Here is a 12,427-nt window from a genome sequence, read left to right as displayed (position 1 = left end):
TAAATCAGACTGCCCAGAACGCTGGCGCACTCGCCAATGCGGCCTTGATCAACTGCGCGGCCTGGTCGATATCCTGTTCGGTGGTAAACCTGCCCAGGCTCAAGCGAATAGTGCGAGCGGCACTGCGAGCGTCATGCCCCAAGGCCAGAAGCACATGGGACGGCGCATTGCTGGCCGAATTGCACGCCGAAGTCGCGGAAAAGGCAATGCCTGCACTCAATGCGGCTGAATTGAATTCGCCTTCGCTGAAGGTAAGGCTCAATGTGTGTGGAATACGCTGGGTTGAGCTGCCATTAAGACGCAAGCCGGCAACCGACGCCAATTGATCCAGCAAGCGCTGGCGCAGCGCGACAATCGTGGCCTTCTCATCCTCGAAAGACGCCGCCGCCAGAGCAAACGCCGCGCCCATGCCGGCAATCTGATGAGTCGCCAGGGTGCCGGAGCGCAAACCGCCTTCGTGGCCCCCCCCGTGAATCTGCGCCAATACCTTCTGCTGCGCCCGAGGCCCGACATATAACGCGCCGATACCCTTGGGCCCATACAGCTTGTGAGCAGAGAACGACATCAAGTCCACCGGCCACCGGGCCAGGTCGATAGCCACTTTGCCTGCCCCTTGCGCCGCGTCCACATGGAACAACGCGCCGTGCTCACGTACCCGCGCACCAATGGCCGGGATATCGTTGAGGGTGCCCAGTTCGTTGTTGACCAGCATCAGCGAGACAAGAAAGGTATCCTCGCGCAAGGCTTCGCTGACCGCTTCGACGCTGATCAAGCCGTCTGCATCCGGTACCAGGTAAGTCACTGCCACTCCGGCTTCCTGCAATTGCCGCGCGGTGTCCAGCGTGGCCTTGTGTTCGATCTGGCTGGTGATGATATGCCCACCCGCCACACCACGGGCCTGGGCCACGCCCTTGAGCGCAAGGTTGTTGGATTCCGTGGCACCGGAGGTCCAGACTATCTGCTCGGGCTCGGCCACCACCAACTCGGCCACCTGGCGACGCGCCTGTTCAACCTTCTGCCGGGCCGCTTGGCCGAATGCATGGGAACTGGACGCAGGGTTGCCGAAGTGGGCGTTGAAACCCAGACACTCGACCATCACCTGGATAACTCGCTCATCCACCGGCGTGGTGGCGGCGTAGTCGAAATACAGCGGACGTTTATTCATGAGGTTAAAACTCGCAGAGCGTATTCCCAAGAACAGCGTCTCGGGGGGCATCGACCAGAACAGAGGTCGTCAGGTTTAACCGATCGAATGCCATTAAAGAAGGTAACTTTATTTAAATGTGCGTAGGAACGCTCCTGGAATTGAGCTTAACAGGCTGAAGTAGCCCCATGGCAAACAAAAAGCCCGAGGTTCCTTGTGGGAAACCTCGGGCTTTTTGCTGCATGAAGCGCGCTCAACTGGGCCGACCATGCAAAACCACGCTGCGCTCGGCGTTCATTTCACCCTGGTGATCAAAGCCGAAGGGCTTTGGCTGGCCAAGCAACGCGGCGCGTTGGCGTTGATAGTCGTCAAACGACAAGCCGCGACGGCCCAGGGCCTCCAAAGCCAACTGCTTGGTTTCGTCGGCCGTATAAGGGCGCATTTCCGGGGATGGCTGGGTCGCACACCCCGCAAGGACAGAGGTGACAAGTAAAAGGGAAACAGCGAGGAAACGGTTCATGGCGATGGCCCTGCGAAGATGGTTTCGAGTCAATGAACACAGGCTACTCCCGCCCCTTCTCGCTGAAAAATCATCGTCCGTGATAGTCGCTATCACGCGTATCGGCGTCCACAGGAGGAACGCCTTTATATTCATTTAAGTTCTATAAATATAGAAACACCTTCATTTACGAATTAAGACGATACCTCTATAAAGACCTTGCGCGCAGCCCACTGTCCACCCGGCAACAGCCCTTCAACAAAGCTTGAATTCCCATGAGAGGTCACCATGCAGCTGTTCACCCTGCCGCCCTCGCCTGCCCTCGCGACCTCGATCCGCGCCACAGCCCAGGTCTTCGAAGACCCAAAGTCCCAGGCCCTGCTCGACCATATCCAGCAAGTGGCCCCCAGCGAGGCCAGCGTGCTGATCATCGGCGAAACCGGCACCGGCAAAGAGCTTGTTGCGCGGCATATCCACCACCTCAGTACGCGGCGAAATCGGCCCTTCGTGGCAGTGAACTGCGGGGCTTTTTCGCAAGCACTAGTGGAAGCCGAGTTGTTCGGCCATGAGAAAGGCGCCTTTACCGGTGCCCTCAGCGCCAAGGCCGGCTGGTTCGAAGAGGCTGACGGCGGCACCTTGTTTCTGGATGAGATCGGCGATTTGCCGATGGCCATCCAGGTCAAACTGCTGCGGGTGCTACAGGAGCGTGAGGTGGTGCGCCTGGGTTCGCGCAAAAGCATTGCAATCGATGTGCGAGTCCTGGCCGCCACCAATGTACAACTGGAACAGGCCATCAACGCCGGGCATTTCCGTGAAGACCTCTACTACCGCCTCAATGTAGTCAGCCTGGAACTGAGCCCGCTGCGCGAACGTACCGGCGATATCCTGCCGCTGACCCGGCACTTCATCCAAACCTACAGCCAGCGCCTGGGCTACGGTCCGATCAGCGTGAGCCACGAGGCCGAGCACAAGCTCAAGCGCTACAGCTGGCCGGGTAATATCCGTGAGCTGGAAAACGTGATTCATCACACCCTGCTGGTCTGCCGCAACGCTGTGATCGAACCCGACGACCTGCGCCTGTCGAACCTGCGCATCGAACGCCAGAACGACAGCGACACCGATACCTGTGCAGAAGCCCTGCTGGCGCGGGCGTTTCAAAGGCTCTTCGAGGAACAGTCCGGCGCCCTGCATGAAAAGGTCGAGGACGCCTTATTGCGCGCTGCTTATCACTTCAGCCACTACAACCAAGTACACACCGCCACCTTGCTGGGACTGAGCCGCAACGTCGCTCGCGCTCGCCTGATCAAGATCGGCGAACTGGCGGTCAACAAGCGCAGGCCCGGGAAAAATGCGCAAGGCGAACGGATGCTGCACCTATCCATTTAGTCGGCAGTGCAAGGCATCGTCCTGACTGCGCTCAAAACTGCGCAGTACCTGGAATGCGCCAAAGGTCACGGCCGTGGCCCGGTGGGCGCGGATCAGCGTCCAGAAATCTTCGCCGCCCTGCTCAAAACATTTGAAGGCCGCCTCACCCTCTTCCCGCGATTGCCATTGCAAGTAATTGAGCACCCTGCGTCCGTCATCGCTGACCTGTACGCTGGCACTCAAGAAGCCGCCATGGCGCACGGCCAGACGCTCGCTCTGGGTGGTCAAGGCGGCCACCAGGGCGGATTGCTGACGGGGTTCGATGTGAAATTCGATCAGCTGAGTGAAGCTGCGACTCTTCTCTGATACCTGCATGAAAACCCCCTCTCTCTGTAGGAAGAATCTTGCGATTCGATGCCACGCAGGGTAAAACCTCTAGTTAAGTCGAGGTCAAGCACTGTTTGGGAGCCTTACATGCTCAGCAACGAACTCAGCGTCGGTCAGTTGGCCGCTCGCAGCGGCGTGGCGGTCACCGCGCTGCACTTCTACGAATCCAAAGGGCTGATCAAGAGCAATCGCAATGCCGGCAATCAACGACGATATCCACGGGATGTACTGCGCCGGGTGGTGCTGATCAAAATCGCCCAACGTCTGGGCATTCCGCTGGCGACCATTGGCGAGGCCTTGCGGGCCCTGCCCGATGGGCGCACACCGAACGCTCACGACTGGGAACGGCTGTCGGCGTTGTGGCGTGAAGATCTGGATGAGCGCATCAACAAACTGATGCTGCTGCGCGACAAGCTCAATGGTTGCATCGGGTGCGGGTGCCTGTCGATGGAGGCGTGCCCGCTGCGCAATCACGATGACCAGCTGGGTGAGCGTGGCCCTGGTGCGCAGTTGCTGGAGCCCACGCCTGATGCTGATCGGTAAAGCCAGTTGCGCAATGCAACGTGACCTATAGTGAAAAGGCTGTAACCCCATAACCACAATCAAAGGAGAACGTTATGAGCGTTAAACCTATTCCCGAGGGTTATCACGGCATTACCCCCTATCTGGGCATCAACGAGGCCGCAAAGGCGATCGAGTTCTACAAGAAGGCCTTTGGCGCCTCAGTGTTCATGCGCCTGGACATGCCCGACGGCAGGGTCGGCCATGCGGAGCTGCGTATTGGCGAAGCGGTGATCATGCTGGGCACGCCCTGCGATGAAACGGCCCTGCGCAATCCGGACGCGCATCCCAGTGTCGGTTTGCACCTGTATGTGAATGATGTGGACGCACAATTCAAACAAGCGGTTGATGCCGGCGCCAGCGCAGTGTCCGAGCCGCAGGATCAGTTCTATGGGGATCGCTCGGCGAGTGTGAAGGATCCGTTCGGGCACCTGTGGTTCCTGGCCACCCATAAGGAGGACCTGACCGAGGAGCAAATCCGCCAGCGTGCCATGGAGATGTTCAAGCAACATTAACCCTGTGGGCGTGAGCTTGCTCGCGCCTGCAACACGCCACGCCTTGCCTCAGGTTCCAACCGGCCTGCTCCGGCAAAGTAAAGGCCTGCGTGGCGTTTGGAACACTTCAAGGGTTTGTCGATCTGACACCCCGGTAGGCATTGCGCCCCAGCCATATCGTCATGACCAACAAGGCGGTCAATGGCAGCCCATGGAACAACACGATCACCTGGGCCGGCGTCCACGTCACATAGAACGGCCCGACCACCAGCATGCCCACGCCAAAACCGGCCATCTGGATCAGGGTCAAGAGGCTGAACAGCGGCAAGCGCAAGCTATCGGGCTCGCTTTGCGCACGGGAGATCAACGCCACCTCGGACAATCCATCGCCCAGCCCCGCCCACACCACCAGCAACAGCGCCAGCCACAGTTCGGTCTGCTGGAATGTGAGGATAAAGCCGCTGGACATCAACGCCACACCGAGCATGAACAAGCGCTCCATGCCTTGGGTGCCACGACCTTTCAACACTGCACTGGCGATGCGCGCGCCAACAAACTTGCCACAGGCCCACACGGCCAGCAGATAGCCCATGACCGTTTTGGCCGTGTCCGGTGAAATGTACTGCGACAGCACTGGCCAACCGACGTTATGGGCCGCGCTGCCGAGGGTGTCTAACATGCTGATCAGCAACATCGCAGCCAGCACCGGCGCACCGCGCAACCCCTTGGTCAGCTCATGCCATTCGGCGGCGAGTCCGCGATGCGCGGCAACAGCAACGCTAAACAACGCGCGCAAGGGCAAGACCAGGCAAGCGGCAATCACATAGGTGCCGATGTTGACCGCAAACACCGCTTCAAATCCGCCCGTGGCGATCAGCAAGCCGGAGAGCAAACTGCCGAAGACCGCGCCGGTGGCGGCCGCCGAGGTGATCCATGCGTTGGTATTCACCCGCTGCTCAAGCGCGACCCAAGTGGGCAACTGACTGTTGAGGCCAATGGCAAACAGCGAATTGCACAGGCCAATACCGAAGGCGATAAAGGGAAGAAGGGTAAGTTGATGGGCCGGTAACAACACCAGCAGCGGCATCAGCAACAGCGCCCGGGCCAGGTCCAACCCCGCCAACGTCCCACGCCCGGCAAACCGCCGGAAAAACGGAATGCCAAACAGGCTCGCGACAATCCCGCCGGTGACCCGGCACGCCAGGAAGATGCTGACAAACACCACGCTCTGGCTGAGCCAGTACACATAAGTGGACAACGCCACCATGTTAAGGAATGCGCCAAAATCCGACACACCGCGGGCAAAGATGATCAGGCGAGCGTTGCGGGTCGACAGATTCAGTTGTTGATCGTGACTCATGCAGGCTGTGCCCCCTCGACACTGCGCAGGCTTACCAAGAGCACATCGCGCCAGGCCGGGTCCGTCTCTACCCGCGGTCGCACCTCCCCGGCCCGATGGTAGAACCCACGGTCGTTGATCACGATAGTCTCCAGAAATTTCTCCATCGGCAGTTTCAGTAGCCGGCTGTGCTCCGTTTCGTCGGCAAACACCTCCGACACCACCGGCACCGTGTTGCATTCGCCAATAAAGTGCATGAACACCCAATCCAGGCCGTCCTGGTGAATCCCCGATGTGGTCGGGCTGCTCGATGACACGTCCGCCCGCACCCGGAACTGATGGATATCGATCGTATAGGTCTGTTCGCCCAGGTGCGGGGCAATCACCGCGAGGTCCGTCGCCAGCAGCTTGTGCATGAGGGGATGCTCGATAAAGCCCTCCTCGCTATAGCTCAGGTGATTCACGCCCTGGCGATAGTTCACCGCGTAGGTGACCGGCGATTTGAACGCCGTATTCCTGTCGATCTGCAATTGCCGTGACGGTAACAGACGATAGCGCAAGATGCGCCGTTCGCGGTGGGTGTAAGTCCTGAACGCCTCGTCGCGCACCAGGTTATCCCAATACGCGCGAAAGCTTTGTTCCTCACCGGGTTCAACGTTGACCAGTTCGCGAAAGTCCGGGCGATGACAGAAGTGATGTTCGCGCAAAAGCGCCGAGATCTGAGGGATGTCCATATCGCTATCCTGCAACCGGTGGATCGATGAGGATGCGCAGATGTTGCTGCAACGCATCGTGCAAGGCATGGGCGTCGGCGGCATTGCCAACCTGGGCCCAGCATTTGAGCAAATAATGCTCCTCGATATCCGCGTCAATGTAGTGGCCGGGGTCCTGCGGGGCGTATTCCAGCACCGAGCGGTGTTGGTCGAGGAACTGCAGGCCGTCAATGCCCCTGAAAAGGCCACTGTGCTGCGGATAAATCGCCAGCATCGCGTAGTGTTGCCCCGCATCGGCAACCTTATGTGCGCCAGCCTCCAACTGTGCATTGATGCCCTTCTCGCCCAACAACAATCCCATGTACAGCTGATAAGGATCGATACCGGCCAGGTCGCGGAACGCCGAGTTCACATACAGTCCGCCCAGACGCGGGTTGATCTCGATGGCCACCGGCCCTGCGTCCGTCATACGAAACTCGAAATGCACCACAGCGTTGGTCAGGCCCACCGCGTGCAGGCAGTCCACCGCGTACTGGCGGATCTGCTCGCACTGGGCCTGGCTGAACGACGTCGGCGGGGAAATCAGCAGGTTCTCCAGGACCGTGCCGCTGCGCTCGGTCAGCAGCAGTTTTTCATTGATCAGCAGCGGATGGACACGCTCGCCGACAATCACACATTCCACACTGCCTTCGATGCCAGGAATATAACCTTCCAGCAGAATGCTGTGGCCTGGCAAGTATTCACGCCGCAGCCCATCCTCAAGCGGCAGGGCGTGCGCACAGCCGTAGAAGTCCGCATAAGCGGCGGCGCCATGATCACTTACGAAATGCCAATAGTGGCTGCGTAGCTCCTCCCAGCTCGAGCATTTTTTGATAAACGCCGAAGCCCCGCCAAAGGGCGGTTTGGCGATCAGTGGATAACCCACGCGCTCGGCGCCTTGCTGGAGTTCCTGTTCGTTGTTGCACAGCACGAACGGTACCGAACGCAATTCATGCTGTTTCAACACGCGGCGCATCAAGAACTTGTTATTGCACGCGGCAATCGCCTCCGGGTGGCTGTAGACCAAGCCCAACCGCTGACACGCCTGCGCGACGATACAGCCCACCTCCCCTTGTGCGGACGGGTGCCCGGCCTGGCAGAAAATCCCACGCACCTGATAACGCCCGTCCAACTGTCCGACCAACTCCAGGACAGACTGCTCACTGAGCGTTTCGAGCAGGAACACTTCGTCACTGTCGTCCCTGAGACGTTGCAGGTGCTTGCGCCCCGCCACGGCGGCCGTCAAACACGCCAAACCGTGGGCGCGGGCCACCGTGAAATGCGGTTCCCGGTAGCGGTAGCGAGCGCAAGCACCGTCATCTACATCAATAAACAGAATCGCATCCTGTTTCATACCGCATCCTGCCAACTGCACCATTGGCCCTCCCAGTTGCGAAAACGGTAAGTCCGCTGCCCATCGCGGACTTCAAAATGCGGTAAGTCTTCAGGCTTTTCAAAGTCCAACAATGGCACGGTGAACTTGCCTTGTGCATGAGGCAGTACATACTCGGGCAGGGCAATATTCGATACACGGCGTTTGAGCCGATCCATGATGGCGATGGCTTGGCTGATCGACGCCTTATACTCTGAAGCACCGGGTGAAAACGGCATGAAGTGATATAAGTAATATGGCTTTACGCCCAAACGATAAAGATCAATGAATAATTTATGCAACGTCGCTTCATCATCATTCACGCCACGCAACAGCGGCATGTTAGAGAATACAATCGGGACCACACCCTGAATCCGTTTAACCGCGACGGCAAAATCAGCACTGAGCTCAAGCGGGTGGCAGACATGCACACCAAATGCATTGACCTTGTACTTCTCCAGCATCGCCACCAACTCATCGGTCACGCGAAACGGGTTGAAACTCAAGGCCCGCGAATGAATGCGTATCAGCAGATCATCACGAATGCCGCGCAATGCGGCCAGCATCTCCTCAAGCTTGCGGTCGGCCAGCATCAGTGGGTCACCGCCGCTGAGAATCACCTCTTCAATCGCTGGATTACCGCGGATGTACTCCACCGAATCCTTGAACGAGTCAGTGTTGGCGTTAGCTTTGTCGGTGCCCACCTGCAGCGTGCGCAGCGCCTCGAAACAGAACTGGCAATAGGCATTGCACGTGTTGGTGGTGCGCAGGATCACGCGGTTGTCGTACTTGTGCTGGCAGATGGGCGTCTTCATCTCATGATTGAGTTCCCAGTTTTCGGAACTGCCGTCGTAGTCGCCCTGCACCTGTTCGCTCCAATACGGTACTACCTGGCGCCACAGGGGGTGGTCCATCACCTCTGCGCTGGTGAGTGAACGCTTGATTAAATCAATGTAATAAGGCGTGATCTGCATCTTGCGATCTTGCAAGTTGTGCTCGATATGCGCCGTTGTGGCCTCGTCCCATCCACCGCAGGCATTGCGCAGTGCAGGTTCATCGCGGATGGCATTCTTCTGCTGCCAACGCCAGTCTTGCCATTGAACTGAACGATGCATGGCTTGATCAAAAATCGACATGAGTTTGAACTCTCTGTTAAGGCATAGGGACGCGTACTTTTCCAGCACAGGAAAAGTATGATTCGCAGCAATGACAATCGACGGGCAGGCGACAGACCACGATCAAGTAACTAACTTGATCACCGGCACCAGAGAGATATAACAGTTCACCACGTGATGGCGCGAATAAACGACTAGCACGGTCATGCGATTAACTTCCTTTTTATACTATTGCGACTTCCAAGTCCGCACTCACTAAAGCCGATGCCCGCCAATGTGTCAATACAATAACCTTGTCATTCCTCTGGAATTAACCTGCACCCGCGCCAACACCCCGTAATGACAAGGGGCGCTTTCGTTCAAGCCCAGCTATTTGAAAAACAAATAATACTGAAAGCAACACGCTCAGTGAGTATAGAGAGCGTTATTTCTACTTATATAACTACGTAGCCGCACTTCAGCTGAGCCAGGGGTTGGCCGCGAGGAAGTGGCGCTCAGATGCGTGGCTGCTGACGACATCACACAGCGGCATGATCACGTCCTTGGAGGTCTGCCCCGGCCTAACGCAAGCCGCTGAACGCCTGCGGGCTGGCGTACTGCGTGTTCGATCAGCGCATAAATGCGGCCTGAATGTGAACCTGAAACATTTTCTTTCATATCCACCTTAGGGATTTCTCATGCTCATCCGTCTTAACTTAGATACAGCCTGTCGCGTCAGCAAAAGCTACGACTGGCCTTTTCCGGGCCTCTATTGCCCCCTCCGATCAAGACCCTCATTCATATGTCGAAGAAGTCACGCTCCAAACTCTGGTTTCTCGTCCATAGCTGGCTGGCGTTGCCCATCTGGTTCTTTGTACTGATCGTCTGCGTCACCGGCACCCTGGCCGTGGTGAGCCAGGAAATCGTGTGGCTGGCCAACCCGGATATCCGCGCCAGCAAGCCGTCGGATGACGCTCAGCCGCTGAGCTTTGACCAGGTGATCGCGGCCATCAAGCACGATGAGCCCAAGGCCATCGTCCAGTCCATCATCCGCCCGGATGAATCGCACTTCGCGCTAAGCGTCGGCCTCAGCTACCCGGACGGGCGCTCCGTGGAGGTGTATGCCAATCCCTACACCGGCGCGCTCCAGGGCATCAGCCCCTCGTTCAACTTCCAGCAATTCACCCGCGCCCTGCATGGTTGGTGGCTGGTGCCGTTCACCAATGGGTACAGCTGGGGCTGGTACCTGGTGTCTGCGTTGGGCTTGCCGCTGCTGGCTTCACTGGTCACCGGGCTGGTGGTGTACAAGCGCTTCTGGAAAGGCTTCCTGCGCCCTACCCTGCGCATCCGCCACGGTGCGCGGATCTTCTGGGGCGACTTTCACCGCCTGAGTGGCATCTGGTCGATCTGGTTTATCGCGGTCATTTCTATCACCGGCACCTGGTTCCTGATCGAGGCTGTCCTGGGCGACAACCAGATATCCATTTCCAGTGAACCCATCGTGCCAGTGATCGCACGGGATAAGGTGCCGCTGTCGGCGCCGGGCGTGCCGGCACCGATGATCCCTATCGACAAGGCGATCGACATCGCCGCCGAGCGGATCCCCGGCCTGGACGCCAGCTTTGTGTTCATGCCAAGCAACGCCTACAGCCACCTGCAGATCGGCGGGCGTGGCTGGTACCCGTTGATGTTCCAGACCGCACAGCTGAACCCCTATGACGGTGAAGTCGCGGTCTCGAACCTGTTGTCCGACCGTACCCCGCTGGAATTCGTCACCGAGTCGATGCGCCCACTGCACACCGGGGACTTTGGCGGTTTGTGGATCAAGCTGATCTGGGCATTCTTCGGCCTGGTGCTGAGCATGATGGTATTGAGCGGCTTGCTGATCTGGACCAAGCGCACCGCTCTGGCCACCCTCAACGCCCTCAAGCGCGAGGCCAAGACACAACGTCAGCACGCGCCCATCCCGACCATGCACGCCGACACCTCGGAGGCCCAGCGATGAGCAAGGTTGCAACCGTACCGCCGTCCCCGCTGCGCGCCTTTTGGCTGAAATGGCGTTTCCATATCAACATCCTGCTGTTGCTGGTGCCGCTGGGGTTCATGCCCAAATACTTTGCCGACGCCGCGTTGTTTCGCGGGGATACCGGCATCGGCGAGCGCGTGGCCGGGCAGGTGCAAGTCGGTCCCTGGAGCCTGACGCTGGCTGAGTTTCGCAACGAAGGCCCGAGCCCGAACCCGGCTGGCCCGATGAAGTTCTTCAACGCTGCCCTGTGCGATACCTGTGCCGAGCAGGTCAAGGCCACTTACCTGCGTATCGGCAAACCCCGCAGCCTGCGCGCCGCCGGAGTGATCTTCTTCGGCACGCCGTACCGCATGGGCGCCGCCCTGCCGATCCCAGAACGCACCCCGGCGGACGCCGAAATATGGGTGACCATGGAAGGGTGGGACGGCAGCATGCACCAGGGTTCCATCCCGCTGAGCCAGGCCTCGCCTGCCACCATTGCCTGGCTGAACAAGCAAGGAGTCAAACCATGACGTTCAAGCGCTTCACCCGCGCCGCGCTGTTGCTGTGCGCCGGCCTGAGCACCACCGCCTTCGCCCACAACCCGATGTGCGAATGCAAGGAAATCCCCGGCGAGCAGATCCAGTGCAAAGGCGGCTTCTCCGACGGCAGTGGCGCCCCCGGCGTAACCCTGGATGTGATCGGCTACGACGAAACCATCCTGGTGCCGGGCAAGCTCGGCGAAGATTCGACCCTGACCTTCAAGAAGCCCGCCGCCGAGTTCTACGTGCTGTTCGATGCCGGCCCCGGCCACGTGGTGGAAATCGACCAAGCGGATATCCCGTCGCAATGAGTACCACACAGGTTGTACGCCCCGCGGGCGCGGGCCATGAAACCCTTTATGTGTTGCTGTTGTGCCTGATCATCCTCGCGGTGGCGGGCACGGTCGTGGCGCTGCACGGGGAAACCCAGGAAGTCGCGGCAGTGCCCAGCCACCAGCTGGACGCCCGCCGCGACCTGAGCGCCGCCGAGCAAGGCATCTACGCCGACCTGCGGGTGACCCTGGATGAAATCCACCTGTTGCAGCAGGAACACAGCGCCCTGCCGACGCCTGAGCAACTGGCCGAAGAAGGCTTCGCGCCCTTTGCCCAGGATGCCAGTTCGGTCAGCCGTGGCGGCCATCGCTGGCAGCTGCTGGCACCCGCCGCCTACCTGGGCTTGAGCCAGGCGCCGGCCACCAGCGGTTCGCTGCTGATGCGCGTGCAAGGCAGTGAGCCGGATATCTGGCTCAACCGCAGCGCCAACCTTGCCGCCCCTTCCGACCTCACTGACCAGGCGCTGATCGCGGCCGGCTGGCAGCAGGTGGTCGCGCAATTCGATGCTGGCGTCACCCGCCAGCACCGTCACTGAACGAG

Annotated in this window: 14 protein-coding genes; 7 read left to right on the top strand and 7 right to left on the bottom strand. The window is 59.2% G+C overall.

The genetic code is table 11. From position 1 onward, the window contains the following. Positions 1-4: 4 nt before the first annotated feature. Together GH769_RS05950 and GH769_RS05945 are read right to left on the bottom strand one after the other, a co-directional pair. Positions 5-1,165 carry a cysteine desulfurase family protein gene (locus tag GH769_RS05950; RefSeq protein ID WP_014717820.1) on the bottom strand — a complete coding sequence of 387 codons (1,161 nt, stop codon included), beginning with the start codon at positions 1,163-1,165 and terminating at the stop codon, positions 5-7. Between the two features lie 232 nt (positions 1,166-1,397). Then, positions 1,398-1,664 (bottom strand): hypothetical protein, encoded by a 267-nt coding sequence (locus GH769_RS05945; protein WP_014717819.1) that lies wholly within the window; start codon positions 1,662-1,664, stop codon positions 1,398-1,400. A gap of 267 nt (positions 1,665-1,931) precedes the next feature. Here GH769_RS05945 and GH769_RS05940 point away from each other — a divergent pair, with 267 nt between their 5' ends. Then, the gene (locus GH769_RS05940; protein ID WP_019817255.1) at positions 1,932-3,029 is read left to right on the top strand and encodes a sigma-54-dependent Fis family transcriptional regulator; all 1,098 of its coding nucleotides are present in this window, start codon (positions 1,932-1,934) and stop codon (positions 3,027-3,029) included. Here GH769_RS05940 and GH769_RS05935 read toward each other — a convergent pair. After that, positions 3,018-3,383 carry an antibiotic biosynthesis monooxygenase gene (locus tag GH769_RS05935; RefSeq protein ID WP_019817256.1) on the bottom strand — a complete coding sequence of 122 codons (366 nt, stop codon included), beginning with the start codon at positions 3,381-3,383 and terminating at the stop codon, positions 3,018-3,020. The two genes, GH769_RS05940 and GH769_RS05935, sit on opposite strands and share 12 nt — an antisense overlap. Before the next feature lie 99 nt (positions 3,384-3,482). Here GH769_RS05935 and soxR point away from each other — a divergent pair, with 99 nt between their 5' ends. Continuing rightward, positions 3,483-3,938, top strand: coding sequence for a redox-sensitive transcriptional activator SoxR (gene soxR / locus GH769_RS05930; RefSeq protein ID WP_014717816.1), 456 nt, complete (start codon positions 3,483-3,485; stop codon positions 3,936-3,938). Positions 3,939-4,012: 74 nt separating this feature from the next. Beyond that, entirely contained in the window at positions 4,013-4,471 is a 459-nt protein-coding gene (locus tag GH769_RS05925) for a VOC family protein (protein WP_032901927.1), read from the top strand. 106 nt (positions 4,472-4,577) lie between these two features. Here GH769_RS05925 and GH769_RS05920 read toward each other — a convergent pair whose 3' ends face one another. From GH769_RS05920 to GH769_RS05905, 4 genes are read right to left on the bottom strand one after another with little or no spacing between them, the layout of a single operon-like run. Next, complete coding sequence (locus GH769_RS05920; RefSeq protein WP_014717814.1) at positions 4,578-5,810, bottom strand: MFS transporter; 1,233 nt, start codon at positions 5,808-5,810, stop codon at positions 4,578-4,580. Then, on the bottom strand, positions 5,807-6,523 hold the full coding sequence (locus tag GH769_RS05915; RefSeq protein ID WP_020301061.1) for a 2OG-Fe dioxygenase family protein: 717 nt from the start codon (positions 6,521-6,523) through the stop codon (positions 5,807-5,809). Before GH769_RS05915 ends, GH769_RS05920 begins: the two co-directional genes overlap by 4 nt. A 4-nt stretch (positions 6,524-6,527) precedes the next feature. Continuing rightward, a complete protein-coding gene (locus GH769_RS05910; protein WP_032901928.1) occupies positions 6,528-7,895 on the bottom strand; it encodes an acetyl-CoA carboxylase biotin carboxylase subunit family protein in 1,368 nt (455 codons plus the stop codon). Then, a complete protein-coding gene (locus tag GH769_RS05905; protein ID WP_014717811.1) occupies positions 7,892-9,049 on the bottom strand; it encodes a KamA family radical SAM protein in 1,158 nt (385 codons plus the stop codon). The genes GH769_RS05910 and GH769_RS05905 overlap by 4 nt, the downstream gene beginning before the upstream one ends. A 760-nt stretch (positions 9,050-9,809) precedes the next feature. Here GH769_RS05905 and GH769_RS05900 point away from each other — a divergent pair. The 4 genes from GH769_RS05900 to GH769_RS05885 are packed head-to-tail and all read left to right on the top strand — an operon-like array spanning position 9,810 to position 12,422. After that, a complete protein-coding gene (locus GH769_RS05900; RefSeq protein ID WP_032901929.1) occupies positions 9,810-11,012 on the top strand; it encodes a PepSY domain-containing protein in 1,203 nt (400 codons plus the stop codon). Continuing rightward, positions 11,009-11,545: a hypothetical protein gene (locus tag GH769_RS05895; protein WP_019817260.1), complete on the top strand. Its 537-nt coding sequence runs from the start codon at positions 11,009-11,011 to the stop codon at positions 11,543-11,545. The genes GH769_RS05900 and GH769_RS05895 overlap by 4 nt, the downstream gene beginning before the upstream one ends. Then, positions 11,542-11,865, top strand: coding sequence for a hypothetical protein (locus tag GH769_RS05890; protein ID WP_020301064.1), 324 nt, complete (start codon positions 11,542-11,544; stop codon positions 11,863-11,865). Before GH769_RS05895 ends, GH769_RS05890 begins: the two co-directional genes overlap by 4 nt. Further along, positions 11,862-12,422 carry a DUF6162 family protein gene (locus GH769_RS05885; protein WP_014717807.1) on the top strand — a complete coding sequence of 187 codons (561 nt, stop codon included), beginning with the start codon at positions 11,862-11,864 and terminating at the stop codon, positions 12,420-12,422. Before GH769_RS05890 ends, GH769_RS05885 begins: the two co-directional genes overlap by 4 nt. The last annotated feature ends 5 nt before the right edge of the window (positions 12,423-12,427 follow it).

This window comes from Pseudomonas sp. CFSAN084952 (assembly GCF_009648855.1).
GTDB lineage: Bacteria > Pseudomonadota > Gammaproteobacteria > Pseudomonadales > Pseudomonadaceae > Aquipseudomonas > Aquipseudomonas paracarnis.
Note: the sequence above shows the minus strand (reverse complement) of the source record. Positions and strands in the feature narration are given on the sequence as shown.